The sequence below is a fragment of the Streptomyces sp. NBC_00250 genome, assembly GCF_036192275.1.
GTDB lineage: Bacteria > Actinomycetota > Actinomycetes > Streptomycetales > Streptomycetaceae > Streptomyces.
In genome coordinates, this window is record NZ_CP108088.1 from 6,347,292 (window position 1) to 6,373,827 (window position 26,536).

General features: G+C 72.1%; 28 protein-coding genes. 10 read left to right on the forward strand and 18 right to left on the reverse strand.

Annotated features, from left to right (window positions below; genetic code table 11):
- The first annotated feature begins 97 nt into the window (after nucleotides 1-97).
- Nucleotides 98-697, forward strand: a complete 600-nt coding sequence (locus OG259_RS28695) for a DUF4231 domain-containing protein (RefSeq protein ID WP_328944876.1) — start codon at nucleotides 98-100, stop codon at nucleotides 695-697.
- Between the two features lie 54 nt (nucleotides 698-751).
- Here the strand turns inward: OG259_RS28695 and OG259_RS28700 are convergent, their stop codons facing one another.
- The gene (locus OG259_RS28700) at nucleotides 752-1,201 is read right to left on the reverse strand and encodes a lamin tail domain-containing protein (protein ID WP_328944877.1); all 450 of its coding nucleotides are present in this window, start codon (nucleotides 1,199-1,201) and stop codon (nucleotides 752-754) included.
- Between the two features lie 126 nt (nucleotides 1,202-1,327).
- Between OG259_RS28700 and OG259_RS28705 the strand changes: the two genes are divergently transcribed.
- The gene (locus OG259_RS28705; RefSeq protein ID WP_328944878.1) at nucleotides 1,328-2,134 is read left to right on the forward strand and encodes an MBL fold metallo-hydrolase; all 807 of its coding nucleotides are present in this window, start codon (nucleotides 1,328-1,330) and stop codon (nucleotides 2,132-2,134) included.
- Here the strand turns inward: OG259_RS28705 and OG259_RS28710 are convergent.
- Nucleotides 2,076-2,834: a GntR family transcriptional regulator gene (locus OG259_RS28710; protein ID WP_328944879.1), complete on the reverse strand. Its 759-nt coding sequence runs from the start codon at nucleotides 2,832-2,834 to the stop codon at nucleotides 2,076-2,078. The genes OG259_RS28705 and OG259_RS28710 overlap by 59 nt on opposite strands.
- Nucleotides 2,835-3,044: 210 nt before the next feature.
- Here OG259_RS28710 and OG259_RS28715 point away from each other — a divergent pair, with 210 nt between their 5' ends.
- Both OG259_RS28715 and OG259_RS28720 read left to right on the forward strand, forming a co-directional pair.
- Nucleotides 3,045-3,269, forward strand: a complete 225-nt coding sequence (locus OG259_RS28715) for a hypothetical protein (protein WP_328944880.1) — start codon at nucleotides 3,045-3,047, stop codon at nucleotides 3,267-3,269.
- 380 nt (nucleotides 3,270-3,649) lie between these two features.
- The gene (locus OG259_RS28720) at nucleotides 3,650-3,910 is read left to right on the forward strand and encodes a DUF2277 domain-containing protein (protein WP_328944881.1); all 261 of its coding nucleotides are present in this window, start codon (nucleotides 3,650-3,652) and stop codon (nucleotides 3,908-3,910) included.
- On the opposite strand, the gene OG259_RS28725 is transcribed toward OG259_RS28720, so the two are convergent.
- The 5 genes from OG259_RS28725 to OG259_RS28745 all read right to left on the reverse strand — a co-directional run bounded on the left by OG259_RS28725 (nucleotide 3,870) and on the right by OG259_RS28745 (nucleotide 8,483).
- Complete coding sequence (locus tag OG259_RS28725; RefSeq protein WP_443052033.1) at nucleotides 3,870-4,499, reverse strand: DedA family protein; 630 nt, start codon at nucleotides 4,497-4,499, stop codon at nucleotides 3,870-3,872. The two genes, OG259_RS28720 and OG259_RS28725, sit on opposite strands and share 41 nt — an antisense overlap.
- A gap of 331 nt (nucleotides 4,500-4,830) precedes the next feature.
- Nucleotides 4,831-5,241 carry a DoxX family protein gene (locus OG259_RS28730; protein ID WP_328947204.1) on the reverse strand — a complete coding sequence of 137 codons (411 nt, stop codon included), beginning with the start codon at nucleotides 5,239-5,241 and terminating at the stop codon, nucleotides 4,831-4,833.
- A gap of 313 nt (nucleotides 5,242-5,554) precedes the next feature.
- On the reverse strand, nucleotides 5,555-6,205 hold the full coding sequence (locus tag OG259_RS28735) for an HNH endonuclease family protein (protein WP_328944882.1): 651 nt from the start codon (nucleotides 6,203-6,205) through the stop codon (nucleotides 5,555-5,557).
- A gap of 289 nt (nucleotides 6,206-6,494) precedes the next feature.
- On the reverse strand, nucleotides 6,495-7,163 hold the full coding sequence (locus OG259_RS28740) for an HAD-IA family hydrolase (protein ID WP_328944883.1): 669 nt from the start codon (nucleotides 7,161-7,163) through the stop codon (nucleotides 6,495-6,497).
- Nucleotides 7,164-7,331: 168 nt separating this feature from the next.
- Entirely contained in the window at nucleotides 7,332-8,483 is a 1,152-nt protein-coding gene (locus tag OG259_RS28745) for a peptidoglycan-binding domain-containing protein (RefSeq protein WP_328944884.1), read from the reverse strand.
- Between the two features lie 172 nt (nucleotides 8,484-8,655).
- Here OG259_RS28745 and OG259_RS28750 point away from each other — a divergent pair, with 172 nt between their 5' ends.
- Nucleotides 8,656-10,761, forward strand: a complete 2,106-nt coding sequence (locus OG259_RS28750; protein ID WP_328944885.1) for an MFS transporter — start codon at nucleotides 8,656-8,658, stop codon at nucleotides 10,759-10,761.
- 89 nt (nucleotides 10,762-10,850) lie between these two features.
- Nucleotides 10,851-11,660, forward strand: a complete 810-nt coding sequence (locus OG259_RS28755; RefSeq protein ID WP_328944886.1) for a hypothetical protein — start codon at nucleotides 10,851-10,853, stop codon at nucleotides 11,658-11,660.
- 32 nt (nucleotides 11,661-11,692) lie between these two features.
- Here OG259_RS28755 and OG259_RS28760 read toward each other — a convergent pair whose 3' ends face one another.
- The gene (locus OG259_RS28760; RefSeq protein WP_443052034.1) at nucleotides 11,693-12,178 is read right to left on the reverse strand and encodes a GNAT family N-acetyltransferase; all 486 of its coding nucleotides are present in this window, start codon (nucleotides 12,176-12,178) and stop codon (nucleotides 11,693-11,695) included.
- Nucleotides 12,179-12,276: 98 nt separating this feature from the next.
- A complete protein-coding gene (locus OG259_RS28765; RefSeq protein ID WP_328944888.1) occupies nucleotides 12,277-12,603 on the reverse strand; it encodes an antibiotic biosynthesis monooxygenase family protein in 327 nt (108 codons plus the stop codon).
- A 12-nt stretch (nucleotides 12,604-12,615) separates the two neighbouring features.
- Here OG259_RS28765 and OG259_RS28770 point away from each other — a divergent pair, with 12 nt between their 5' ends.
- From OG259_RS28770 to OG259_RS28780, 3 genes are all read left to right on the forward strand, one after another.
- Nucleotides 12,616-13,773, forward strand: coding sequence for a serpin family protein (locus OG259_RS28770; RefSeq protein ID WP_328944889.1), 1,158 nt, complete (start codon nucleotides 12,616-12,618; stop codon nucleotides 13,771-13,773).
- A 159-nt stretch (nucleotides 13,774-13,932) separates the two neighbouring features.
- A complete protein-coding gene (locus OG259_RS28775) occupies nucleotides 13,933-14,988 on the forward strand; it encodes a helix-turn-helix domain-containing protein (RefSeq protein ID WP_328944890.1) in 1,056 nt (351 codons plus the stop codon).
- 14 nt (nucleotides 14,989-15,002) lie between these two features.
- Entirely contained in the window at nucleotides 15,003-15,362 is a 360-nt protein-coding gene (locus OG259_RS28780; RefSeq protein WP_328944891.1) for a hypothetical protein, read from the forward strand.
- 13 nt (nucleotides 15,363-15,375) lie between these two features.
- Here the strand turns inward: OG259_RS28780 and OG259_RS28785 are convergent, their stop codons facing one another.
- The 3 genes from OG259_RS28785 to OG259_RS28795 all read right to left on the reverse strand — a co-directional run bounded on the left by OG259_RS28785 (nucleotide 15,376) and on the right by OG259_RS28795 (nucleotide 18,529).
- A complete protein-coding gene (locus OG259_RS28785; protein WP_328944892.1) occupies nucleotides 15,376-16,056 on the reverse strand; it encodes an O-methyltransferase in 681 nt (226 codons plus the stop codon).
- Nucleotides 16,053-17,150 carry a DUF2330 domain-containing protein gene (locus tag OG259_RS28790; protein WP_328944893.1) on the reverse strand — a complete coding sequence of 366 codons (1,098 nt, stop codon included), beginning with the start codon at nucleotides 17,148-17,150 and terminating at the stop codon, nucleotides 16,053-16,055. Before OG259_RS28790 ends, OG259_RS28785 begins: the two co-directional genes overlap by 4 nt.
- A gap of 113 nt (nucleotides 17,151-17,263) precedes the next feature.
- Complete coding sequence (locus OG259_RS28795) at nucleotides 17,264-18,529, reverse strand: cytochrome P450 (RefSeq protein ID WP_328944894.1); 1,266 nt, start codon at nucleotides 18,527-18,529, stop codon at nucleotides 17,264-17,266.
- A gap of 228 nt (nucleotides 18,530-18,757) precedes the next feature.
- Here OG259_RS28795 and OG259_RS28800 point away from each other — a divergent pair, with 228 nt between their 5' ends.
- Nucleotides 18,758-19,936, forward strand: coding sequence for a steroid 3-ketoacyl-CoA thiolase (locus tag OG259_RS28800; RefSeq protein WP_328944895.1), 1,179 nt, complete (start codon nucleotides 18,758-18,760; stop codon nucleotides 19,934-19,936).
- A gap of 84 nt (nucleotides 19,937-20,020) precedes the next feature.
- Here the strand turns inward: OG259_RS28800 and OG259_RS28805 are convergent, their stop codons facing one another.
- From OG259_RS28805 to OG259_RS28835, 6 genes are all read right to left on the reverse strand, one after another.
- Entirely contained in the window at nucleotides 20,021-20,422 is a 402-nt protein-coding gene (locus OG259_RS28805) for a transglycosylase SLT domain-containing protein (protein WP_328944896.1), read from the reverse strand.
- Nucleotides 20,423-20,708: 286 nt separating this feature from the next.
- Nucleotides 20,709-21,602, reverse strand: coding sequence for an ECF transporter S component (locus OG259_RS28810; protein WP_328944897.1), 894 nt, complete (start codon nucleotides 21,600-21,602; stop codon nucleotides 20,709-20,711).
- Nucleotides 21,599-23,320, reverse strand: a complete 1,722-nt coding sequence (locus tag OG259_RS28815) for an ABC transporter ATP-binding protein (RefSeq protein ID WP_328944898.1) — start codon at nucleotides 23,318-23,320, stop codon at nucleotides 21,599-21,601. Before OG259_RS28815 ends, OG259_RS28810 begins: the two co-directional genes overlap by 4 nt.
- Nucleotides 23,317-24,525, reverse strand: coding sequence for an energy-coupling factor transporter transmembrane component T (locus OG259_RS28820; RefSeq protein ID WP_328944899.1), 1,209 nt, complete (start codon nucleotides 24,523-24,525; stop codon nucleotides 23,317-23,319). Before OG259_RS28820 ends, OG259_RS28815 begins: the two co-directional genes overlap by 4 nt.
- A gap of 7 nt (nucleotides 24,526-24,532) precedes the next feature.
- Complete coding sequence (locus OG259_RS28830; RefSeq protein WP_443052035.1) at nucleotides 24,533-25,231, reverse strand: SCO2322 family protein; 699 nt, start codon at nucleotides 25,229-25,231, stop codon at nucleotides 24,533-24,535.
- A complete protein-coding gene (locus OG259_RS28835; protein ID WP_328944900.1) occupies nucleotides 25,228-26,484 on the reverse strand; it encodes a prenyltransferase/squalene oxidase repeat-containing protein in 1,257 nt (418 codons plus the stop codon). Before OG259_RS28835 ends, OG259_RS28830 begins: the two co-directional genes overlap by 4 nt.
- Nucleotides 26,485-26,536: the final 52 nt, after the last annotated feature.

Sequence of the window (26,536 nt, forward strand, 5' to 3'; positions counted from 1 at the left end):
AGGGGTGTTGACGGTCGGTTGAAAGTACCTTGTGGCGGGCTGTGGGGGAATGGGCGGAGAGTTGACGGGGACCTGGCAGGACGGATGTACTCGCCGTATGGCTGAGGTGGGAGACGCGCCCGAACCCGTGGTGCAGGGCGGCGAGATGACGCCGCAGCGGTACATCGAGACGAGGCTCTCGCAGTACCAGGAGTGGTACGACTCCAAGGCGACCCGGATGAAGGCGATGCATCTGCGGATGCGGACCGTCTCCGTCGTCGGTGGCGCGCTCGTGCCCGTGTTCGTGAACCTGGATCTGGTCTTCGCGCGGGTCACCGCCACCGTGTTGAGCGTCGTGGTCGTCGCCGCCGTCTCGCTGGAGAGCGTGTACCGGTACCGCGAGCAGTGGAAGAACTACCGGTCCACCGAGCAACTGCTCGGGCACGAGCGGGTCTACTTCGAGGCCAAGGTCGGGCCGTACCACCACCTGCCCAAGCGGGAGGCGTTCTCGACGCTCGTCGCCCGGGTCGAGAAGGCCATCGCCAACGAGAACTCCGCGACCCTGAACGTCATGACCCTCGGCGGGCAGGTCAACTCCGACGTGCAGCAGCACGGGATCCCGGCCGCCCGAGCGGCCGAGTCCCCGGAGCCCTCGGAGTCCTCAGGGTCCTCGGAGTCCTCCAAGGCCGCCGAGGCGGGGGAGTCGGGCCGGAAGTGAGCACGGGCCCCGGGGGATTCCCGGGGCCCGTCCTTCGTCACGTGCGGTGCGGGGTCAGCACCACTTGTAGTCGACCCGCGTCGAGTTGTACGAGCACGTGTCGACCCGCGTGCCGTTCGACTTCTTCAGCGTCGCGGTGTCGCGGTCGTTGTTCCAGACGTACGCGCCGCGGTTCTGGTAGACGTTCGCCGCCGAGTTCGTGCCGCGGCCCGTGCGGACCGTCACGATCTTGCCCTTGCCGAGGGTGAAGTTGCCGAACGTGTACTTGTGGTTCGCCGTGTCCGTCAGCGTCCAGCCGCGCAGGTTGACCGCCGCGCCGGTCGTGTTGCGTATCTGCACGTACTCGGCGTTGAGGCTCGTGTTCGAGCGACGGTCCGTGCCCGGGCTGTCGTAGTAGATCTTGTACAGGTGGACGGATCCGGCGGCCTGTGCCTGCGTGGGCAGCAGCAGGATGCCGGAGGCGGCGGCCGCGGTCACGGCCGCGAACGTGCGTGCGCGAAGCATGAATGTCCCTCAGTTTCTGCCGGAAGCCCGCCGATGGGTCCCGACGAGCACACAGAATACGCACGCTCTTCACCTCATCCGCACAACTTCGCGTGAGTTGGCGTCGAGGTAATTTAATCTTGGCTCATGTTCGACGCGTCCTTGCGGATCACCGTGCTCGGGTCCGCCACCCCCTTCGCCCGGCCGGGCAACGCCTGTTCCGGCTATCTCGTCGAGGGCGGTGGTGTCCGGGTCTGGGTGGACGCCGGGAGCGGCACCCTCGCCGAGCTCCAGCGGTACGTCGCTCTCGGCGACGTCGACGCCGTCTGGATCTCCCATCTCCACGCCGACCACTCCGCCGACCTGCTCACCTACTACTACGCCTTGCTCTACTCGGGACGTGAGCTCCCGTTGCCCGTACCGCTGTTCGGACCCGCCGGCATCGCGGATCGGCTCGCCGGGTTCCTCACCAACGGGAGCGAGCGCAGTCCCGTCGGAAGGGCTTTCGCCGTCGAGGAGTTGCACGACGGGCATGTCGCTCGGATCGGTGGGCTGACCCTGACGTCCCGGGCCGTCGAGCACGGGCTCCCCGCCTTCGCGCTGCGCGTGGAGGACGAGCGCGGACGCTCGCTCGTCTACTCCGGCGACTGCGAGCCCTGCCCCTCCCTCGTCGAACTCGCCCGCGACTGCGACCTGTTCGTGTGCGAGGCGGACGGAGGCGCACCCGGGCACCACTCGGCCGCGCAGGCCGGCCGGAGCGCCGCCGAGGCCGGTGCAGGGCGGCTCGTCGTGACCCATGTGGGGGCGGCGGTGACGGCCGCGGAGGCCGTCGCGCTGGCCGCCGCCGCGTACGAAGGGGAGGTCGTCCACGCCGACCCGGGACTGCGGTGCGACGTCACGCGTCGAAGTCGTACTCCAGGACGTACGACGACGAGTCCAGCGTCATCTCGTTGAGCTCCACCGCCATCCCCGGCCCGGTGAACGCCGTACGACCGATGAGGACCACCGGCGTCCCGAACTCCAGGGCCAGCCGGTCCGACTCGTCCGCCGTCGGCATCCGGCAGCGGATCTCCTCGCGGAACCGCACCGGCCGGTGGCCCAGCTCGGTCAGCCGGGCGTAGGTCCCGCCCGGCCCCGTGTCCGGCTCGGCGATCGGCGTACCGCGGACCAGCTCCGCCGAGAGGTACGAGACCGAGAGCAGCACCGGCTTCGCGTCGAGCACGAACCGGCGGCTGCGGACGCACACGGGTGCGCCCGGCGTCAGGTTCAGCGCACCGGCCACCCGCGCGCCGGCCTCCGTCTCGCCGACCTCGATCTGGTCGACCACCAGCTCCCGGTCCTCCACGTCCGCCGACCAGACCGAACGACCGTTGCCCCACTGCTCGCCCGACAGGCGCGGGATGCCCCGGCGGCGCAACGGGCGGAAGACGCGGACGAAGACCCCGGCGCCCTTGCGGGCCTCGGCGAGCCCCTCGGTGCGCAGCACGGAGAGGGCCTGGCGGGCCGTCATCCGGGCCACGGCGTAGGTCGTCATGAGGTCGTTCTCGCCGGGGAGCCGGTCACCCGGCGCGAAGGCGCCTGACTGGATCGCGGTTCTCAACTCGTCGGCGATGCGCTGGTACTTGGGCCGACGAGCGCTGTCCTGGTCAGTCACGGGTGGACCACTCCCTTCATCTGCGGGACACCCTACGGCGCACCCCGCGGCCAGGGTGCACACCTGTACGCCGTCCCGCCCGGTCGATCCATCCATCGGGGGACATCTCTAGAGATACGTTGACAGGGCGGGTCCGCGCCGCTTCTCTGGGTGTCCCCATGCTTCAGGAGTACTCCGGGAATGCTTCAGGAATCGGGACGGAGGGGATGCGTGCAGCCACTGCCCGAGGTCGGTGACCTCGTCCGCGACACCGCCACCGGGCGGGTCGGTTTCTATGTGGAGAGCGTCTCCGGGCGCTTTCTCATCCGGGCCGTCCACGGCGGCGCCGAGTGGGAGGCCGAGCCCGCCGACGTCCAGCTCGCCACGCCCCTGCGGGAGCTGCGCGCCCGAGCCGCCGAGATCAACGCGCGCAGCCGACGGGGTCTCGGGGCCTGAGCACCCCGCTCCCGGCCGTGCCGGGCCGCTCCGGTCCCTGATGGGCTGCCTTGCGGGCTGCGCCGGGCCGCTCCCGGTTCCTGATGGGCTGCTTCGCTGGACGGGCCGGGCTGTGCCGGGCTGCTTCGCTGGACGGGCTGGGTTGTGCCGGGCTGCTTCGCTGGACGGGCTGGGTTGTGCCGGGCTGCTTCGCTGGACGGGCTGGGTTGTGCCGGGCTGCTTCGCTGGACGGGCTGGGTTGTGCCGGGCTGCTTCGCTGGACGGGCTGGGTTGTGCCGGGCTGCCTCGTGGCCTGTGCCGGACCGCTCCTCATGTTCCCCGGCCGGGGGCCCGGTGCCCTGTTCGCGGCGGTTGTCAGTGGGGCGCGCCACACTGGAGGCATGTGCCGCAGCATCAAGACGCTCCGACCGCCCGCGCTGCCCGAGGAGGCGACCGAGGCCGACATCCGGGCCGCCGCCCTGCAGTACGTCCGCAAGGTCTCCGGCTTCCACCACCCCGCCGCCCACAACCGTGAGGTCTTCGAGCGGGCCGTGGACGAGATCGCCGACGCGACCGCGAGACTTCTCGACGGCCTGGAGGTGCGCGGGGCGCATCCCGCCGTCAGGAGGCAGGCGCGGGAGCCTCAGGCGGACGCCGTATGAGATAGGCGGCGAGCCCGCCGACCAGGAAGAGCGCGAGGGTCGACACCCCCGCGCTGAACCAGGTCGCGCCCAGCCACTGTCCGCCGAGCCAGCCGAGTCCCACGCTGTACGAGGCCCAGGTGATGCCCGCCAGGGCCGACCACGGCAGGAACTCCTCGACGCGCCGCTTCGCCGCGCCCGCGCCGAGCGAGACCACCGAGCGGCCCGCGGGCGCGAAGCGCGCGAGGACCACGAGCAGTCCGCCGCCCCGGGCCAGTGCGGTGCCGAGACGTTCCTGCGCCATGGACAGGCGCCTCGACCGGGCGATCGTACGGTCCAGGCGGGCGCCGCCCCGCAGGGCCAGCCGGTACGCGAGGAAGTCGCCGAGCACCGAGGCCGTGGCCGCGCACAGGAGCAGCGGGATGAGGGACGGTACGTCGGGGGTGGCCGCGGTGGCCGATGCCGCCGCCGTGGCTGCGGTGATCACCAGGAAGCCGCTCGGCAGCACGGGCAGGAAGACGTCGAGCAGGATCGACGTCGCCACCACCGGGTAGATCCATGGACCGGCGGTGAGCGACCGCAGCGAGCCCAGGCTGTCGAGCAGATTCACAGGGGCAGAGCCTACGCGGGGGCGTGAGGCCGTCTGCCGGGTGGGTGCCGGGGGTCCAGCCTGGGTGGGTGCCGGGGCCCGCCCGGGTGGTGCCGAGGGCCCGGCCCGGGGAGGGCCGAGGGCCCGGCCCTCCCCGTTCGAACCTGTGCGGCTCTGCGGGAAAGCGGCCGACCCGAGGGGCCGGTTCCGGGCGGTCGGGGCACGGGAAAGGGCCGGAACGCGTGCTGCGTATCCCGGCCCTTTCCTGTACGGCAGTTCTGTACGGCCCTTTCTGTACGGCGGTGACGCCGGCCGTGGGGCCGCTGGGCCTCACCCCGGCCGGCGTCGTCGCTCAGGCCGTGACCGGGGCGGCCTGCTCCTCGCTCGTCCTGCGGGTCGTGGAGCCCGCGCCGACCCGGCTGCCGAAGAGCCGGTCGAGAGCGAGCGCGCCCGGGCCGGTGAAGACGAGCAGTGCGAAGGCCCAGCAGAACAGGGCCGCGGTCTCGCCGCCGTTCTGCAGCGGGAAGAGGGACTCCGGCTGGTGGACCTTGAAGTACGCGTACGCCATCGAGCCCGAGGCGAGGAACGCGGCGCTCCGGGTGCCCAGACCCGCCAGGACCAGGCCACCGGCGCCGAGCTGGATCACGGCCGCGTACCAGCTCGGCCAGGTGCCGGCCGGGACCGTGCCGCCGCCCATCGCGCCGCCGAGGACTCCGAAGAGCGAGGCCGCGCCGTGGCAGGCGAAGAGCAGGCCGACGACCATGCGGAAGAGGCCGAGCGCGTACGGCTGGGCCTGGTCGAGGCGGCCCGAGAGGGTGCTCGCGCCGCCGCCGGGGCTCTTCGCGTCGTTCGAATTGCGTGGGGTGTTCAGGGTGTTCGGGGTGTTCATGGGGGGACTCCTTCGGCCTGGCCTCGTCCGTGGGGTGGACGGGGAGCGGGGGGACGGAAACCGATGAGGCCGTAAGGTTAGGCACCCCTCAGTAGTGCTTGCAAGTTCAACATTCGGCCACCGGGAAGTGTGTGGTGAGGTTCACTTCCCGGTGTCCGTTGTTGATGTGATGTCAGCGGTGGGGCGGTCAGCAGCCGTTGAGGACGGACTGGAGGGCGCTCTTCTCGGCGGAGTCGACGCTGAGGTTCCAGTGGTACTTCACGTGCACCCACGCGCGGGCGTACGTGCAGCGGTAGGCGGTCCGCGAGGGCAGCCACTCCGCCGGGTCCTGGTCGCCCTTCGACTGGTTGACGTTGTCCGTCACGGCTATCAGCTGCGGCCGGGTGAGGTCGTTCGCGAACGACTGGCGCTGCGAGGTGGTCCACGCGTTGGCGCCCGAGCGCCAGGCCTCGGCGAGCGGGACCATGTGGTCGATGTCGAGGTCGGAGGCCACGGTCCAGGTGGCGCCGTCGTACTGCGAGTACCAACTGCCGCTGATCGAGGCACAGCTGGAGTCCGTCACGACGTTCACGCCGTCGCGCTTGAGGACGGTCTCGCGCGTGTTGCAGGCACCGGACTGGGTGATCCAGTGCGGGAAGAGGTCCCGGCTGTAGCCCGAGGAGGAACCTTCCGCCTTCACGGTGAGGGCGGCCAGGTAGGTGCGGGCGGTGGCGGCGCTGACCGGGGTGGGCATGGCGGCCTGGGCGGCCGGGGCCGTGGCGAGGAGACCGGTGACGGTGAGGGCGGCGGAGGTGGCGAGTACAGCGAGTCGACGCGCGTAGACGTTGCCGACGGGCATGTGAGCTCCCTTGGGATGGGGGGACCGTGGCTGGGTGCCGTCCCCGTGGGGGTGCCGGGCGATGGCCCGGTCATCGTGGCGGCGCCAGGTTTCGGTGGGGGGTGCGCCAGGTAACAGGGTTGCGACATGAACACGTCACATCAAGGGGTGGGACGTGTTCTGATGGAGCGCCAGGTTCCGCCCGGTGTCACGGGGGTGGGTGCGCGCGGACGGAACGAGACCCCGGACCGTGTTCGGTCCGGGGTCTCGTTCCGCTGAGGGTGAGGTGTGGAGTCTGGGGTGGTGGGGCCTACGGAAGGACGGTCAGCGTGATCGAACCGTCGGCCGCGGCCTCGACCCGCAGCTGGGTGAGGTCGGCGATGTGTACGTCCGGCGCGAAGGCCGCCGCGCGCGGGCCCACGCCCACGATCCGCATGCCGGCCGCGCGGCCCGCCTGGATGCCGGCCTCGGAGTCCTCGAAGACGATGCAGTCCGCCGGGTCGAAGCCCAGCTCGGCCGCGCCCTTCAGGAAGCCCTCGGGGTCCGGCTTGCTGGCCCCGACGCCCTCGGCCGTGACCCGGGTCTCCGGCATCGGGAGCGCCGCGGCCCCCATCCGGGCCTGCGCGAGGGCCTCGTCCGCCGAGGTCACCAGGGCGTGCGGCAGCTGCGCGAGCGCGGCCATGAAGGCGGGGGCGCCGGGGACGGGCACGACACCGTCGAGGTCCGCGGTCTCCTCGGCGAGCATGACCCGGTTGTCGGCGTAGTTCTCGTCCATCGGGCGGTCCGGGAGGAGGACGGCCATCGTCGCGTACCCCTGGCGGCCGTGGACCACCTTGAGCACGGCTTCCCCGTCGAGGCCCTGCCGTTCCGCCCAGCGTCGCCAGCAGCGCTCGACGACGGCGTCCGAGTTGACGAGGGTGCCGTCCATGTCGAGGAGGAGGGCGCGGGCGGTGAGCGTTGCCGGGGTGGTGGCAGGCATCGGGTCTCCAGAGGGGGTGGTGCGGAGAACGAAGCGGTCCCGCCCACCGGTCAGGGATTGCGGGCGGGGCCACTTTGTTTTTCTACGATACAAAACCGGGGGCCGTCTTGGCCAACCGGTCCGTATGCCGGGACTCACGGGACTCGCGGGGCGCACGGACCGGGGAGGTCAGATGTGAGGGGTGTACCGCTCCAGGACCTCGCGGGTGTTCGGGCCGTACACGCCCTCGGGGTCGTCCTGGATGTACATGTACGACTGGTAGAGGGAGACCGCCTCCCAGACCTCGTCGTCGTACCTGCCGTTGATCCGGCCCTCGTAGACCCCCACGTCGGTCAGCCGTCGCTGGAGCTCCCGCACCTCGTGCCCGCTGGAGCCGAAGCTCAGGGTCTCCGGCTCCTCCTCGCCCTTCCCCGGCGACTCCGTCGGGGGTGACGTCGTGGCCGGTGCCGTCGTCGGCGAGGCGGTGGCCGGTGTTGCCGAGGAGGTGGCGGCCGGGGGCGGCGCCGCGCCGGTCGTGCTCGCCGAGGCGCTCGGCGGCGTGGCCGTGCTGCTCGCGGAAGGGGTGGCCGACGGGGACGCGGACGTCTTGCGCGGGGTCGGGGAGGACGACGTCGGCTCGGGACTCTCCGACGAGGAGGAAGGGGACGGAGCTTCCGACACGGCGAGGTTCAGGGACGCGCTCGTGGTCACCTCGGGTACGGCCGCCCGGTCGACGGGCTCGTCCCCGCCGCCGAGCACGGCCGCCGCCAGGGCGGCGGTACCCGCCACGGCGACGGCGGCCACGGCCGCGACGACCATGCCGCGCCTGCGCCCCTGCCCCCGCCCGTGCCCTCGCTCGTGGCCGGGCGGCGGGGGAATGTCACCGACGCCGTGCAGCCGGAGCGGCATGGTCTCGGAGAGGTCGCCGCCCGCGTGCGACACGGCCGGAAGGACCTCGGTCCGGTAGGCCTCGGTCCCGTACGCCTCAGTTCCGTACGTCTCGGTCCCGTAGGCCCCAGCCCCAGCACCTGCTCCAGCCCCAGCACCCGGCGCCTGCACCGTGACGGCATCCCCGCCCGGCCCCCCGCTCGGCCCCCCGTCGTCCCGGATCGCCGCCAGCCGGGCCGTCGGCGGGTCGTCCGTCGCGTACGCGCCGGGGGACTCGTACGGAACGTCCGTCGCGTACGCGCCGGGGCCCCCCGCCCCGCCCTCCGCCGCGTCCAGCGTCACGTACGGCCTGATCCGGAGCGGATCGAAGTCCTCGGCCGCCGCCAGCTCCGCCTGGGCGCAGGCGCAGCCAGGTCTCTGTACACCGCATTCAGGACAGACGTGTCCGGTCATGATGGGTCCCCTCCCCGAGACAACTGCTGGCGATTATGCAGCCCACCCCCTTCCGGTGGGCGAACAGGCGTGCCCCTCCGCAGGCCATATCCGGACATTCGGACCAGGATGGAGAAGCCGTCCCATGGGCCGTCCGGCGGGACGCCCGACGAGACGCCCCGAGGAGACGCCCATGGCCCAGGAAGTCAGCCCCTCCGAGCTCGGTGGCGCCCCCGTGCCCGGGGAGGGGCAGAGCCGCCGCACCGTGCTCGTCGCGATCGGTGCGCTCCTGCTCGGCATGCTGCTGGCCGCCCTCGACCAGACCATCGTCTCCACCGCCCTGCCGACCATCGTCAGCGAGCTCGGCGGCATGGAGCACCTGTCCTGGGTGGTCACCGCCTACATGCTGGCGTCCACCGCCGGGACCCCCCTCTGGGGCAAGCTCGGCGACCAGTACGGGCGCAAAAGGCTCTTCCAGGCGGCGATCGTCCTCTTCCTCATCGGCTCCGCGCTCTGCGGCATCGCCCAGAACATGCCGCAGCTCATCGCCTTCCGCGCGATCCAGGGCCTCGGCGGCGGCGGTCTCATCGTGCTGTCGATGGCGATCGTCGGCGACCTCGTGCCGCCGCGGGAGCGCGGCAGGTACCAGGGGCTCTTCGGCGCCGTCTTCGCCACCACCAGCGTCCTCGGTCCGCTGCTCGGCGGGGTCGTCACCCAGCAGCTCTCCTGGCGCTGGGTCTTCTACATCAACCTGCCGATCGGCATCGTCGCCCTCTTCGTGATCGCCGCCGTCCTGCACGTCCCGGTGCGTTCCACCCGGCACACCATCGACTACCTCGGCACCCTTCTCATCGCCTCCGTCGCCACCTGTCTGGTCCTCGTGGCCTCGCTCGGCGGCACCACCTGGGCGTGGGGTTCGGCGCAGATCATCGGCCTCGCCGTCCTCGGAACCGTACTCCTCGTCCTGTTCGTACAGGTCGAGCGGCGGGCGGCCGAACCCGTGCTGCCGCTCAAGCTGTTCAGGGTCCGGACGTTCAGCCTGGTCGTGGTCATCAGCTTCGTCATCGGCTTCGCGATGTTCGGCGCGATGACCTATCTGCCGACCTTCCTCCAGGTCGTGCAGGGCGTCACTCCGACCAAGTCCGGCGTGCACATGCTGCCGATGGTCGCCGGCATCCTGATCACCTCGACGGTCACCGGCCAGATCGTCTCCCGTACGGGCCGCTGGAAGGTCTTCCCGATCGCCGGCACCGCCGTCACCTGCCTCGGACTGCTCCTGCTCCACGGGCTGACGGAGACCAGCTCCACCGGCGAGATGAGTGTCTACTTCTTCGTCTTCGGTGTCGGCCTCGGCCTGGTCATGCAGGTCCTCGTCCTGGTCGTGCAGAACGCCGTCCCGTACGGGGACCTCGGCGTCGCCACCTCCGGAGCCACCTTCTTCCGCTCCATCGGGGCCTCCTTCGGCGTCGCCGTCTTCGGCACGATCTTCACCACCCGGCTCACCCACTCGCTCGACGAGGTGTTCGCCGCCGCCACCGCCTCAGGACAGGACCTCCCGCCCGGCATCGGCCCCGAGCAGGTCGCCGCCGACCCGCGCACCGTCGCCTCGCTCCCGGCCGACCTGCGCCCCGACGTCCTGCACGCGTACGCCACGTCCATCGCCGACGTCTTCCTGTACGCGGCGCCCGTCGTCCTCGTCGCCTTCGTCTTCGCCTGGTTCCTCAAGGAGGACAAGCTGCGGTCCTCGGTCACCGCACCCGACACCAGCCGGACGCTCGCCTCCGACCCCGTCGAGCGTTCCTCGTACGAGGAATGCGCCCGCGCCCTGCCCGTCCTCGGGTCCCGTGCGGGCCGCAAGGCGATCTACGAGAAGATCACCGCCCGCGCCGGGCTCGACCTGCTGCCCGCTTCGAGCTGGCTGCTGCTCCGCATCCGCCGCCACGGCACCGTCGAGCCCACCCGGCTCGCCGAGCACGTGCCCGTGCCGCTGCGGGTGATCACGGAGGCCTCCCGGCAGGTGGAGGAACGGCGCCTGGTCGCCCGGGAGGGGCTCCAGCTGATCCTCACCGAGGAGGGCGTACAGGCGGCGACCCGGCTCGCCACGGCGCGCGAGGAGTCGCTCGCCGAGCTGCTCGGCGGCTGGTGGGGGCCGGACCGGCCGACCGACCTGGTGAAGCTGGTGGAGGAACTGACCGCCGAACTGAGCGGATCGGACGCGGAGCGCCCCCACGATCCGGATCCGCCCCACGATCCGGATCCGCCCCACGATCCGGATCCGCCTCGCGGTCGGCAGGCATGACTGGGCGGCCGTACGCCCTGTATGACCATCACTCAGGACCCGTCAGTACGCTGTCCCCTTCAAGATCGCATCACAGGGGGATGGGCAGCATGAACAGCGAAGAGCCACGTCAGGGCTGGCCGGCACCTCCGGGACACCCGCCGACCGGTCCGGCGAACGGCGGATACGACGGGTACGGCGGTGGCTACGGCGCCCCGGCGCCGATCGTCGTGGCGCGTACGTCCTCGCACCGGGGCGCCTGGATCGGTGCGGGAGCCACTCTGGTGGCGGCGGTGATCGGCGTCGTCGGCACGTACCTGGTGAGCAGCAACAACGACGGGAACGGCACCCCGCCCGCGGCGCAGAGCTCGGCGACGACCTCGGCGACCCCGTCCGGAGGGGAGAGCCGGGGCGGCGACGACGCCCCCTCGGACTCCTCGCAGAGCCCGGAGACCACGCAGAGCGACGGGGCCACCGAGAGCGGGGAGTCCTCGGCGCCCCCGGAGACGGCGGCCACGCCGACCCCGCCCGCGAAGCCGGCCGGCACGGTCGAGTGGCAGGGCCCTCTGGTGATCACGTTCGCGGAGGACAAGGACCTGGACTCCGCACCCCCCGCGGAGTCCGAGATCCGCGACGAGAACGACTTCTCCGTCTACCCGTTCGGCGGGCACATGCTGCAGCCCGGGGACGAGGTCAAGGCGCTGGTGTGGAAGGACTCGACGAACAAGACGCCCGCGTACGAGGACTGCGCGCGTGACATCGACACCCTGGGCACCTCGACGGCGACGGAGCTGAAGACCGGCATGGTCGTCTGCGCCGCCACGAACGACGGCCGCCTCGCCCGCCTGACCGTCAAGGAACTGGCCGGCCTGTCCTCCGACACGCGCGTCATCTTCGACGTCGTCGTCTGGAGCCGCTGACCGGAGCCGCCACGGCCCCGCCCCGGGACGGCTCAGAGGCCCTTGCCGTACCAGATGTCCATGTAAGGGCCCGTGCAGTACGCCGGGATCTCCGCGTACCCGTGCCGGGTGTACAGGGCGCGGGCCTCGACCAGGTCCAGGCGGGTGTTGAGGACCATGCGGCGGGCGCCGAGCTCGCGTGCCGCGTTCTCCAGGTTCGTCAGGAGCTCGGACGCGCCGCCCAGGCCGCGGAAGGCGTGGCGGAGGAAGACGCGGGTCAGTTCGGCGCGGTCCTCGTCGAGGAGGAGGACCCCGCCGCAGCCGGCCGGCTCGCCCTCGTACCGCGCGACGAGGAACTGTCCGGTCGGCGGGGTCAGCAGTTCGACCCCGTCGTCGGTCAGGCCCTGGTCGATCTCCGCCTTCGTCGCGGGGCGCTTCCAGTAGCGGCCGGCGACGTCGCCGTAGTAGTCGCGGCGCAGGGTGGTGGCGTCCGGGGTGTCGACGCGCTCCGGGGAGAAGGTCCAGGTCATGCGTGCCATTGTGCGGCGCGCACGACCTGGGACGCAGCCGGGTTTTCGGCGCCTGGCGGCGCCCGGACCTTGAGGCCGCCCTGGCTTCCGGTGCCCGACTCGGACGGTCAGTTCTTCGGGGACGCCTGCTGGACGACCTCGAAGGACCAGAGCGTGGAGCCGGAGGCCGCGGGCTTCGGCCGCTCGCCGCCGCCCTCGCCGCCGCCTCCGTGGGCGGCCTTCATGGAACCGTTCATCCAGGCCTGGAAGTCTTCCTCGCTGCGCCACCGCGTGTACACCAGGTACTGGTCGGTGCCCTCGACGGGACGCAGCAGCTCGAACCACTCGAAGCCGTCGGAGCCCTCCACCGCCCCGGCCCGGGAGGCGAACCGCTGCTCCAGGACCTCACGCTGCTCGGCCGGCACGGTCAGGACGTTGATCTTCACGATGCTCATGAAAGGCAGGATATGACTCCCGGTCCCACCGCCTTCGAGGCGGACGCCGTACAGGCCCTCGCCGTGCGTTGGTTGCCCCTTCTCGGTGACGACGACTTCGTCTGCTCTCCGGCCGGGCTGTGGCTGGCGCTCGGCGCCGTGGCCTCCGGGGCGCGGGGGCGGACCGCCGAGGAGTTGCGGGAGCTGCTCGGGGTCGACGGGGACGCGGCCGCCGAGGCGGTGACGGGCGCCGGGCGGCGGCTCGGGGCGACGGGCGGGGTGGCGCTGGCGACCGGTGTGTGGAGCACGATGCCGGTGCTCGACGCCTTCCGGCGCGGGCTGCCCGGGGTGCGGTTCGGGGTGCTGCCCGGAGCGGCCTGGTTCGCTCTGCCCGACGAGGTGTTCGGGGCGACGGACGACATGTCCCTGGGTGAGATCCCCGACGCCCAGGACGAAATCGACGCCTGGGTACGGGAGTCGACCGGCGGACGGATCCAGCGGTTGCCGCTCCGACTCGACGGTTCCGAGGACCTCGTTCTGGTCGACGCCCTCGCCCTGAAGGCCTCCTGGCTGACCGCCTTCCCCGGGCACCTCACCCACGACGAGCCCTTCACCGACGGCTACGGCGTCACCCTGCCCGTACCGACGATGCGGCAGCGGATTCCGGCGGCCTGGGTCTGGTACGCGGGCGGGGTCACCGTCGTCGAACTGCCCTGCGAGGGGGACGCGGGCGCCCGGGTGCGGTTCCTGCTCGGCCCCGAGGGCGCCGGGCCGGCCGAGGTGCTGCCCGCCGCCTGGGCGGGGCCCGGTGCGCGTACGGGGCTCGTCGCGGACTCGGCCGAACTCCTCCTGCCGCGTTTCACCCTCCGTACGAGGACCGATGTCCACGACCACCTGCCGACGCTCGGCGTCCGCCGGGCGATGAGCCGTCACGAGGCCGACTTCCTCGGCCTCTCCGCTGCCGACCTCGTCCTCTCCAAGGTGGTGCAGGAGGTGAGGGTCGAGGTCGCCGAGGAGGGAGTGGAGGCGGCTTCTGCCACCGCGGTGACGATGACCCGGGGTGCGGCCCCGTTCCGCCACAAGGTGGTGGAACGCATCGCCTTCGACCGGCCCTTCGGCGTGGCCGTCATGGACACCACGGGCGAGGTCCCCCTCTTCACCGGCTGGCGGCAGAGCGCGCCGACGACCTGATCCGGGGTACGACGCCGGGGAGTGGCTTCGAACGTGCCGGTCGGTGGCCGAAAATGCATGCCTGAAATAATCGACCATGCGGCAGGGGGCGTGACGCACGGCCGTGCGGCAACCAGTTACGGGGCTGGATCGCTGCCGCGTCGAGGTGTGGGGGGCCGCATGGGATCGCTGGTCGAGTCGGAGGCTGTCGGGGCGCGTGAGGACACGTTCGCCTGGTTCTGCCAGACCGTGGACAACGAGGTCATGCCCGTCATGCTCAGCACCCGGCATGCGGCCGACTTCCGGGCGAGTGTCACGGACCTGGATCTCGGCGTCGTGCGGCTGTCCGCGCTGGCCTGCTCACCGGTGGTCTCGCGTCGCACCTCGGTTCATGTCCGGCGGGGCGACCCCGAGCATCTGCAGCTGGCACTCGTCACACAAGGTGCCGTCAGGATCTCCCAGCGGGGCAATGACGCGGTGGTCGCCGGGGGACTCGTACTCACGGACACCTCACGGCCGAGCGAGGGGGAATGCATAGGCGGGCAGGTCGAGTCGGTGGTCCTGCAGATTCCCCGTCAGGCCCTGGCACTGGGCCCGGACCGGGTGGACCGGCTCCTCGCACGGGGCCTGGCCGCGGACGCGGGGGCCGGGGCGATCTTCGCCGACTTCCTGAGGACCCTCCGCGCGCGCGGCCCGCACTGCCGACCGGAGGAGCTGCGCGCGATGGGGGCGATCGCCCTCGACCTGGCCGCCGTGTTCCTCGCGCAGCAGCTCGGTGACCCCAGTGAGGCGCCCGCCGAGGCCCGTGCCCGGGAGACGGTGCAGCGGATCCACCGCTTCATCGAGAACAATCTCGGCGACCCCGGCCTGACGCCCCAGGCCATCGCCGACCGGCACAACATGTCCCTGCGGCGGCTCTACACCCTCTTCGACGACCAGCCCCTGACCATCTCGGCACGCATCCGCCAGAGCCGGCTGGAGCGCGCCCACGCCGACCTCGCACGCGGAGAACTGAGCGGTCAGCCCGTTCAGGCGATAGCGGCGCGCTGGGGCTTCGCCAGCGCCACCGGGTTCAGCCGGGCGTTCCGCGAGGCCTACGGGATCACCCCTACCGAGCATCGCGCGTCGTCCCGGACCACCCCGCGGCACGCAGAGCACAGAAACCCTGCACGTCCCGCACACCACCGCGGGCCGCGCGGGCCTAAGTTCACCGCTGGAGATACCGCCCCAGCGTGAACGGAGTCACGGGAATGAACGTACGCAACAAGGTCGCCACCGTCGCAGGAGCGGGCATCCTGGCCTTCACCGGAGTGCTGGGCTCCGCGGGGCAGTCGTTCGCCGCGTCGAACGGACAGCAGATCCACTTCCATGACAGCAGCGGCCTCGTCTACTCCATCCGCGTCCAGGGCTACAACCAGAACGGCGACGCGGTGTCGGGGTGCTTCAACACTCCGGGCAGGGACACCTGGGTCGGAGGCTGGTGGTGGAAGGGCGAGGTGAACGTCTCCTTCTACAAGAGCAGTTCCTGCTCGTTCGCCACGTACTTCGGTGACACGAACGCGTGGGTGCCCGCCTCGCAGAGCGGCGACTGGACGACCGTCTCCTCCTGACCCCGACAGGTCCTCAGTCGACCACGCGGGCGAGCAGCAGGCCGTCGTAGCCCTTGGTGCCGACCGTCTGGAGGGCGGTCGCCTCCAGGCGGGGTTCGGCGGCGACCACGTCGAACAGCTCACGGGTGCCGGTGACCGCCGGGTCGTCCGGGTGCGGGGTGGCGATCTTCCCACCCCGCACCACGTTGTCGACGACGATCACCGTGCCGGGACGGGAGAGCCTCAGGGCCCACTCCACGTAACGCGGGTTGTTGACCTTGTCGGCGTCGATGAAGACCAGGTCGAAGGGGCCCGCGCCCTCCGCCTCCAGCTGCGGCAGGCTGTCCAGCGCAGCGCCCGTACGGACCTCGACGATCTGGTCCAGGCCGGCCCGGGCGATGTTGGCGCGGGCGACGTCCGCGTGCTTCGGGTCGTATTCGAGGGTGATCAGCCGACCGTCGGCGGGCAGGGCGCGGGCCAGCCAGATCGTGCTGTAGCCGCCGAGGGTGCCGACCTCCAGGACGGTCCGCGCGCCCTGCATCCGGGCGAGCAGGTGGAGCAGCTTGCCCTGGTTGGGGGCGACGGCGATCTCGGGCAGCCCGGCCGCCGCGGAGTCGGCGAGCGCGGCGGTGAGCGCCTCGTCGGCCGGGGCGATCGTCTCGCCGAAGTAGTGGTCGACTTCCGACCACCGGGGGTTCGCCTGAGGGTTCGTCATGTGACCGAACGTACACCGGGGCCGGTGTCCGGGCGGCGCCTTGTCACCCGTACGGCAAGCAGCGTCGCGAGGGCGGTGAGCAGCAGACCGCCGCCGACCGTGAGCATCCAGACGGGGATTCCGTCGCCCACGGTCAGCAGCCGGTCGGTGTACTCGACCCGGCGGTACGGGGTGTCGGCGACGGCGCGCAGGCGGTGGTCGTCGTCGATCCGCTCCGGGTGGGGGAACTCCTGCTCCAGGACCGTCAGTTGGACCGGCTGCTCCCCGGCGAGTCCGATGACGGGGCCCTCGGGCTCGATCCGGCCCGCGAAGGTCACCTCGGGGGCGTCGCCGCCGATGGGGGAGCGGGGCTCCATCCGGTGCTCGGCCAGGATGTAGAGGCCGAGGCTCTGGGAGGTCTTCGCGAGCCGTGACAGCCGCATGGGGTAGACGAGTTCGGGGGAGGCGAAGCCGATCCGCAGCGGGGTCAGCTCGCCCTGGAGGACGGCGTCCTTCTGCTGGGGTGCGAGGCGGACGGCGACGTACTCCCACTTCTGGTCCACGTACGGCTGAAGCGCGCCGGTGAGTCGTTCGGGCAGCTCGAAGCCGTTGGCGCGCAGCCAGTCGCCGAGGGCCTTCGGATCGGTGGCGGTCAGCCGGGCGACGTCGAAGGGACCGAGCCGTTCGCGCCCGACGACGCCGACGCCGGTGCCCGCGCCGGGCGGCGGGGCCCCAACCCCGTCCCCGTAGTCGACGTCGAACGGCCAGTCGCCCTCGCGCGGCCAGAAGTAGTGGCGCTCGCGCTGCTCGGGCTCGGTGAGCCGGGCGAGCGAGTCGAAGAGCGCGGGGTCGCCGAGGGTGACGTCGGCGCGGCTGGGCACGGGCATGATCCAGGCGGCGTGGTCGGCGTTCCCGTGCACGTTGAAGCGCATGACGACGGTCTCGGTGTGTCCGTCCCAGCGGACGGCCGACTCCTCGCGGTCGACGCCGATGCGCTGGTCCTTGGTCGGGATCATGGCGCCGCAGCCGCAGGCGTACGCCGGTGCGACGAGCGAGCCGAGCTGGAGCGCGAGCAGCGCGACGATGGTGGTCAGAATTCTGTGTGTCCCCCGCATGCGGGGTGGGACGTACGCGGTGACCTTCCGGTTCCCCGGTGACCTTCCGGTTCCCCGACGAGGTTCCGATTCGCCGGGGAGGTTCCGGTTCCGCCCCACCCCGCCGCACGCGTTCAGGCGGAGGAGCGGACCCGGAGTTCCTTCACGCCGTTCAGCCAGGCCGCCCGCAGCCGGCGGGGTTCGCCGGCGAGGGTCAGGTCGGGCAGGGCGTCCGCGACCGCGTTGAAGATCAGCTCGATCTCCTTGATGGCGAGGGACTTGCCCAGGCAGAAGTGGGGTCCGCCGCCGCCGAAGCCGAGGTGCGGATTGGGGTCGCGGGTGATGTCGAAGCGTTCGGGTTCGGCGAAGACCTCGGGGTCGTTGTTGGCGGAGGAGTAGAAGAGGCCGACGCGGTCGCCCTTGGCGATCTTCTGGCCGCCGAGTTCGGTGTCCTGGGTCGCGGTCCGCTGGAAGGAGACGACGGGGGTCGCCCAGCGCACGATCTCCTCGGCGGCGGTCGCCGGCCGTTCCCGTTTGAAGAGTTCCCACTGGTCGGGGTGGGTGAGGAAGGCGTGCATGCCGTGGCTGATGGCGTTGCGGGTGGTCTCGTTGCCGGCGACGGCGAGCAGCAGGACGAAGAAGCCGAACTCGTCGGAGGAGAGGTTGCCCTCCCCCTCTGCGGCGACCAGCTGGCTGACGATGTCGGCGGCGGGGCACTCCTTGCGGGCGGCGGCCATGTTCATCGAGTAGCCGATGAGTTCCATGGCGGCCTCGGCGCCGATCTCCTCGGTGATGGCGTACTCGGGGTCGTCGTACGCGACCATCTTGTTCGACCAGTCGAAGATCCGGGAACGGTCCTCCTGGGGGACACCGATGAGTTCGGCGATGGCCTGGAGGGGGAGTTCGACGGCGACCCGGGTGACGAAGTCGAAGGTGCCGTCGGCGTCCGCGCCGCGTTTCGCCTCGTCGACGATGGAGTGGGCGCGGTCGCGCAGGGCGGTCTCCAGGTTCCGGATCGCTCGGGGGGTGAAGCCGCGCTGGACGATCTGGCGGACCCGGGTGTGCTCGGGCGGGTCCATGTTGAGCATGATCAGTTTCTGGACCTCGATCTGGTCCCGGGTGATGTGCTCGTTGAAGCGGATGACGGCCGTGTTCTCGTTCGAGGAGAACAGCTCGGGGTGGGTGGAGACGTACTTGACGTCGGCGTGGCGCGTGACGGCCCAGTACCCGCCGTCCGCGAAGCCCGTGATGCCGGGCGGCTGGGGACACCACCAGACGGGTGCCGTCTGCCGCAGCCGGGCGAACTCCGGGAAGGGGACGCGGTCGCGGAGCAGATCGGGGTCGGTGGCGTCGAACCCCTCGGGAAGGTGCCCTGCGGGGAGATGGGGGCAGGCGGCCATCGGCAACACTCTCCATATCTGATGGACCATCAGAAGTTGCCGGGAAAGTTAGTAACGAGTTCTACAAGTAGCAAGGGCCGGAACGGGAACTGTTGCCTCCCGGACCCTTGCGTACCCGCGGTAGCAGTCATAAGACTGCATGCAGAACTAGAACGCGTACTAGTTCCCACGTGACGCCGACCGACGGGCTGCCGGGACGCCCCGTCCGGTCGAGGAGAGGACGAGCTCATGGCCGCGGAACCCGTCATCGTCGAAGCCGTACGCACCCCCATCGGCAAGCGCGGAGGCGCGCTCGCCAACCTCCACCCCGCCTACCTCCTGGGCGAGACCTACCGCGAACTCCTCGGTCGCACCGGCATCCACGCCGACTGCGTCGAGCAGATCGTCGGCGGTACGGTCACCCACGCCGGCGAACAGTCCATGAATCCGGCCCGCACCGCCTGGCTCACCATGGGCCTCCCCTACGAGACGGCCGCCACCACCGTCGACTGCCAGTGCGGCTCCTCGCAGCAGGCGAGCCACATGGTCGCCAACATGGTCGCCGCCGGCGTCATCGACATCGGCATCAGCTGCGGTGTCGAGGCCATGTCCCGCGTTCCGCTCGGCTCCGGATCCAAGCACGGCCCCGGCAAGCCCTTCCCCGACGAGTGGAACGTCGACCTGCCCAACCAGTTCGAGGCCGCGGAGCGCATCGCCCGCCACCGCGGCCTCACCCGCGAACGCGTCGACTCCCTGGGACTGCTCTCCCAGGAACGGGCCGCGAACGCCTGGGCCGAGGAGCGCTTCAAGCGCGAGACCTTCGCCGTCCAGGTCCCCACCACGGAGGAGGAACAGGCCGCCGGGCAGGGCATGTGGCGGCTCGTCGACCGGGACGAGGGCCTGCGCGACACCACCATGGAGGGCCTCGCCCGCCTCAAGCCCGTCATGCCGACCGCCGTCCACACCGCCGGGAACTCCTCCCAGATCTCCGACGGCGCCGCCGCGATCATGTGGGCCTCCAAGCGGATGGCCCGCGCCCTCAAACTGAAGCCCCGTGCCCGGATCGTCGCCCAGGCCCTGGTCGGCGCCGACCCGCACTTCCACCTCGACGGACCGATCGACGCCACCCGCGCCGTCCTCGGCAAGGCCGGGATGTCGCTCAGGGACATCGACCTCGTCGAGATCAACGAGGCCTTCGCGTCGGTGGTGCTGAGCTGGGCGCAGGAATTCGACCGGGACTTGAACGGCCTGGAGAAGGTGAACGTCAACGGCGGCGCCATCGCCCTCGGCCACCCCGTGGGGGCGACCGGGGCGCGGCTGATCGCCACCGCCCTGCACGAGCTGGAGCGCGGTGACAAGGAGTTCGCGCTGATCACGATGTGTGCGGGCGGGGCGGTGGCCACCGGGACGATCATCCAGCGGCTGTAGGGGCCCGGCCTCGGAAACGCCGCAGGCCCCGCCCTCCCTGGGAGGGAGGCGGGGCCTTGCGGGTGCGCTGTGCGGCGGTGACTCTTAGTACCAGCCGTTGGCCTGCCAGAACGCCCAGGCGGCGTTCGGGGAGCCGTAGCGCTCGTTCATGTAGTTGAGACCCCACTTGATCTGGGTGGCGGGGTTCGTCTTCCAGTCGGAACCGGCCGAGGACATCTTCGAGGCCGGGAGGGCCTGGACGAGGCCGTAGGCGCCGCTGGAGGAGTTCGTCGCGGTGTGGTTCCAGTGCGACTCGTGCTCGACGATCTTGCTGAACGACGCGTACTGCGAAGCAGGCACGATCTTACGAGCAAGGTCCTGCGGGCTGGCGGCGGAAGCCGAGCCCGTCGTGCCGATCACCGCGCCCGAGGCGGCAAGCAGGACAGCTGCGGTGCCGGCGAGGGTCTTCTTGCGGGCAGCGACACGAGTGGTGATCGAGCGGATCAAGGTTTCTACCTAACTTCGGGAACAAGGGCTGCGTCAGGCGATTTCGGCAAGCCGGAACCAGAGCCCGGGGGACCCGGGAACTGGAGGGAACCGGCCGTCCGAGGCGCTGTGGTGAGCACCGGCTGCCTGGCGACGTCCACCAGACAACCAGGGCCGGAACGCCGATGCAACGACCCCCTGTACGAGGAAGGTTCGGACCCGGGCGGAACGTCCCGGGGGGTGGGTACGAGACGTTTGCGCAGGTCATACCCCGATGTGGGCGGTTTGGGAGGGTACCGCCCGACTACTATTCCGGCTCGTACGTGACGTAGGTCCTGTGGGGCGCCTCACCCGGGGAGGGCTTCTCAGGGGCCCCGAATGTGACCTGGGCCTCGAAGTTCGCCCGTCGCGTGGCCCGCCGCAGTGCCCTGAGGAGCGTGCCGCCGATGGTGAGGGTGAGGACGACGGTGAGAACGGCCCGGCCCAGGTCCCAGCCCAGGGAGGTGGCGATGACGAAGGCGAGGAAACGGACCAGGTTCTCGTGGAGGGGGGCGCCCGGCAGGAAGAAGATGCCCCCGTCCCCGGAGCTCGCGGCGCTCTCCCCGCCACCGACCGTCACCCAGCCGTAGAGATTGGTGACCGTGCCGTACGCGAAGGCGGCCAGGAAGCCGTACACGGAGAGCATCAGCAGCTCGCTCCGGCCCCGGAGCCGGCTCGGCCCCGGCAGCAGCCCGGCCCCCATCGTGAACCAGCCCATCGCCAGCATCTGTGTCGGCATCCACGGCCCCACCCCGCCCGTGAGCAGGGCCGACGCGAACATGGTGACCGCGCCGAGGACGAAGCCGAAGCCGGGGCCGAGGGCCCGGCCGCTCAGCACCATCAGGAAGAACATCGGCTCCAGACCGGCCGTCCCCGCCCCCAGCGGCCGCAGGGCCGCGCCGACGGCCGCGAGCACGCCCAGCATCGCCACCGCCTTGGCGTCCATCCCGCAGTCGGCGATCGTGGCGACCACCACCGCGATCAACAGCGGCAGCAGAGCGGCGAAGAGCCAGGGGGCGTCGGCCGCGTGGTCGGTGACCGCCGAGTCCGCGTCGGCGAGGAGCGGCCAGCCGATCGCGATGACCCCGACGAAGGAGACCAGGACGAGCGCGGCGACGGAACGCGGACCGAGCCGGACCGGGCGGGAACTCGCCGTACTCACAGCGCCGCCTCCACCTGTTCGACCGTGAGCCAGGGCTGCGGGGCGAGGATCTTCGCCACCTGCGGCGAGAACGCGGGGGAGGAGACGACCACCTCCGCCGTCGGCCCGTCCGCCACCACCTCGCCGTCCGCGATGATCACCACCCGGTGCGCCAGCTCGGCCGCCAGCTCCACGTCGTGCGTCGCGAGCACGATCGCGTGGCCGTCGGCGGCGAGGGTGCGGAGATGGGCGACCAGCCGGGCCTTCGCGGCGTAGTCCAGGCCGCGGGTCGGCTCGTCCAGGAGGAGCAGGGGCGGGCGGCCGGACAGCACCACGGCGAGTGCGAGCGTCAGCCGCTGCCCCTCGGACAGGTCCCGGGGGTGCGTACCGTCCGCGACCCCCGGCAGCAGCTCGGACACCAGCGCCCGGCAGGTCCCGGGCGCCGCGCCCGCGTCGGCGTCGGCCGCCGCGCACTCGGCGGCGACGGTGTCCGCGTACAGCAGGTCCCGCGGCTCCTGCGGAACCAGGCCGACCTGGCGGATCAGTGCGCGGGGGCTGGAGGTGTGCGGGGTCAGGCCCGCGACCCGGACGGTGCCGGAGGTCGGGGCGATCATGCCGACGAGGGTGGAGAGAAGGGTGGACTTGCCGGCGCCGTTGCGGCCCATGAGGGCGATCGTCTCGCCGGCGGTGACGGTCAGGTCGATGCGGCGGAGGGCCTCCACGCGGCCGCGGCGGACGGCGAGGCCTTCGATGAGGGCGAGGGGGGTGGGTGCGGGTGCGGGCTCGGCGCGGCGCCGCTTGAAGAGCTTGAGTCCCCCACCCCGCCCCTTCCCGAAACCGGGGGCTCCGCCCCCGGCCCCCCGCGCCTCGATCGCCTGCGGGGCCGAATCCTCCGCGTGCGCGGAGGGAATCCCCGCAGGGCCCCCAGGCACTCGGCCCTCCAGCCGCGCCTTCAGCTCACCCGCCCGCCGCCGCGCATCCCGCACGGAAAGGGGCAGCGGGGTCCACCCCGCCAGCCTCCCCAGCCCCACCACCGGCGGATGCACCGGCGAGACGGCCATGATCTCGGCGGGGGCGCCCATCACGCCCTCCGGCAGCAGCATCACCTGGTCCGCGTACTGCACCACCCGCTCCAGGCGGTGCTCCGCGAGGAGCACCGTCGTGCCCAGGTCGTGCACCAGTCGCTGCAGCACCGCCAGGACGTCCTCCGCCGCCGACGGGTCGAGTGCGGACGTCGGCTCGTCCAGGACCAGGACCTTCGGGTGCGGGGTCAGGACCGAGCCGATCGCCACCCGCTGGCGCTGGCCGCCGGAGAGCGTGGCGATCGGGCGGTCGCGGAGTTCCGCGAGGCCCAGCAGGTCGAGGGTCTCCTCGACGCGGCGCCGCATGACGTCCGGCGCGAGGCCCAGGGATTCCATTCCGTACGCCAGCTCGTCCTCGACCGTGTCGGTGACGAAGTGCGCGGACGGGTCCTGTCCGACCGTGCCCACCAGGTCCGCGAGCTCGCGCGGCGGGTGCGTGCGGGTGTCGCGGCCGTCGACCGTGACCCGGCCGGTCAGGGTGCCGCCCGTGAAGTGGGGGACGAGGCCGGAGACCGCGCCGAGGAGGGTCGACTTGCCGACGCCCGAGGGGCCGACGAGCAGTACCAGCTCGCCCTCGGGGACGGTGAGGTCCAGGGCCTTCAGGGTGGGCTCGGCGTCCTCCTCGTAGGTCACCGAGACGTTCTCGAAGCGGATCACGAGTTCTCCTTCGGAACGACGGACGCGGACGGGGGCGCGGAGGCGGGGACGGCAGGGGCAGAGGTAGAGGCAGAGGCGGGGACGGAAGCGGGGACGGCGGAGGAGGCGGAGGCGGGGACCGGGGCCACGAACGCCGGCACCAGGCCCACCAGGACCGACACCGCCGGCCAGAGCGGCAGCTCCGGCATCTCCAGGGGGACGACCCCGGGGTGCAGCGCCTCCGGCGCGTACTGGTTCGCCCAGATCATCAGGACCGCGACCGTCACCCCGGAGCCCGCGACCAGCCAGGCCCGGAGCCCCCAGCGGTCCGGGCGGTACCGGGTGCGGACCGTCCGGCGCCCGCCGAGCCGCAGCCCCGCCATGGCCGCGAGCAGCCCGGCGCCGAGCAGCGGCAGCCCGTATCCCGCGCCCTCCGCCGCGAGCAGCCCGTACGAACCGGCGCAGATCCCGAGCAGTCCGCCCAGGGTCAGGACGTTCGTGGTGCGCCGTACGGAGGCCGGGACCTGTGCCGTCCGCCCGTACCCGCGCGCGTCCATCGAGGCCGCGACCGCGATCGACCGTTCGAGCGCGCCCTCAAGGACCGGCAGGCCGATCTGGAGCACAGCCCGCACCCCTCCTGTGGGGCGGCCGCGCAGGCGCCGGGCGGTACGCAGCCGGACCACGTCCGCGACCATGTTCGGCGCGAAGGTCATCGCCACGACGACGGCGACCCCGGCCTCGTACAGCGCGCCCGGCAGCGACTTGAGGAGTCGCGCCGGGTTGGCGAGCGCGTTCGCCGCGCCCACGCAGATCAGCAGGGTGGCCAGCTTGGCGCCGTCGTACACCGCGAACACCAGCTGCTCGGCCGTCACCCGCCCCCCGATCCGCACCCCCTGAGCCCAGTCGGGCAGCGGCACCTCGGGCAGCGTGAACAGCTCGTGCGTCCCCGGGATCGGGGAGCCGAGCAGGAGGGAGAAGACGACGCGCACGAAGACGACGAACAGGCCGAGCTTCACGAACGCGCCGTACGAGCGCGCCCAGGGAGCGTCCGTGCGGCGGGCCGCCACGACATAGCCCGCGACCCCGACGAGCAGACCGAGGAGGAGCGGGTTGGTGGTTCGCGAGGCGGCCACGGCCAGGCCGAGCGCCCACAGCCACCAGGCTCCGGCGTGCAGGGCGTTGGCCCGGCTCGCCACGGGGGCGCGGAGGGCGGGACCCACCTTCATACCGGGCTCATCCGCGACGGCGGGCCTTCCAGATCGCCGCCCCGCCCAGGGCCAGGACGGCCGCCCCGCCGACGAGCACGCCGAGGGACGGGCCCCCGCCGCCTTCCCCGGCCGACGCGGACGCGCTCGGCGCGGCCGGTGCCGGGGCCTGCTCGCCGACCGGTTCGCCGCAGCCCCGCGCGGGGTAGCCGGCGATCCCGCACAGCATGGCCGCGCTGTCGTACCGCAGCGGCTTCGCCACCGCGGCGAGCGCCTCCGCGCCCGTCGCCTCCTCACGGACCTGCGCGCAGCCGACCTTGATCAGCTTCTCCGGCGGGGTCTCGCCGGGCGGCGCGTCCGCGGGGCCGCCGAAGTCGACGACGACCGCGATCCGCTTCGTGCCGTCCTTCTTCTCCACGCCCGCGCAGATCCCCGAGGAGTCGGGTGCGACGGACGGCAGGGAGGTGTCGTTCGTGCCGTTGCTGATCGCGAAGCGGAACCCGATCGCGTCGCCGTCGGCGGGGCGGGCGGTCGCCGGTCCCTGGGTGGCGTACGCCCAGGGCTTTCCGCCGTCGCTCTCCCAGAACGACCAGTAGCGGTAGCCGGCGGCCTGCGCCGGAGCCGCCGCGACGGCGACCGTGGTGAGCGTCAGCAGCGCACCGGCCGCCGCGCCCGCGACACGGGAACGGTTCCGCCTCGCCTGCCTCGTCCGTCTCGCGGCGGTCACTTCTTGCGGCCGCTCACGAGGAAGCCGATGCCGACGCCGACGACCATGCCGATGCCGATGATCCACCAGAGGTCGAAGCCCAGGCCGCCCTCGTCGTCACTCGTGGAGGAGGCGGAGGTGTCCGGGGTCTTCGGCTCCGGGCCGGTGGCGTTGAGCTGCTCCACCAGGTCCGCCGTGCCGAACTCGCGCGGGTCGGTGTCCGTCGCGCGGGCGGCCAGGATCAGCTGCGCGTACGCGGCCGGTCCGCCCTCCTTCGCCCAGGCGGCGGAGTTCTTCTCCAGCCACTCGAGGGCGGGCTTCGCCTCCTTCGCGGCGCCGGACGCGGCGAGCGCGACGACGGCGTCGGCGGTGTTGCCGACGTCGGGCTGCTCGCTCGTGTCGGTGGCGCCCGGCATCGGGGGCAGGGCCAGGTGGCCGGTCTTGGCGACGGCCTTCGCCAGGTAGGAGGCGCCGTTGAGCGCGGCCCGCTCGATCGTCGGCTTCGACAGGTCGTTGCAGACCGGCGGCTGCTCGGGGGAGGCCTTGGTGGCGACGACGCTCTTGCCGAGTCCCGCGAGGGTGGCCGCGGCGGTGGCGTCGGCGTTCGCGAGCAGCTTGCCGGTCTTGTCGGGCTGGTAGGCGAAGGCGCCCGCGCCGGCCTTGTCCGAGCAGGGCAGCGTGAAGGTGAGGAGCGCGTCGTAGGGCGTACGGCCCTCGGCGGAGGTGAAAGAGCCCGGCCGCACACCCGTCGCGGCGAGCGCGCCGACGACGACCGAGGTGGAGTTGGCATCGCTGGCGCCGCCGGCGCTGTAGCCCCAGCCGCCGTCCTTGTTCTGCACGGTACGCAGCCAGTCGGTGCCCGACGTGACGGCCTTGTCGACCTTCTCCGGGAAGGTGGACTGCTTCCGGACCGCGCGGAGTGCCTGCACGGCGAGGGCGGTGGCGTTGGTGTCCCGCATGGTCTTGGCGTCGCAGGGCGCCTTGGCGTCCGCGCGGTACGAGCTGAACGAGCCGTCGTCGCACTGCTGGTCGAGCAGCCAGCCGATGGCCTGGTCGGAAGGCTGGAAGCCGGTGGCGCGCTGGGCGAGGAAGGCGAGCGACTGACGCCAGACACCGTCGTACGTCGGGTCCTTCGTGCCGTACAGACCGGGCGGGATCGTGACGGCCGAGGGCGAGGGCGCTGCGGGAGCGGCGACGGCCGCCCCGGCCGCTCCGGTGCCGAGCAGGACGGTGGCGGCTGCGAGCGCGGCGGCGCCGCGGCGGACGGTGTTCATGGGGCCCTCTCCTGCGGCCGGGCACCGGCACGCCTCAGGGGCACCAGGCTCC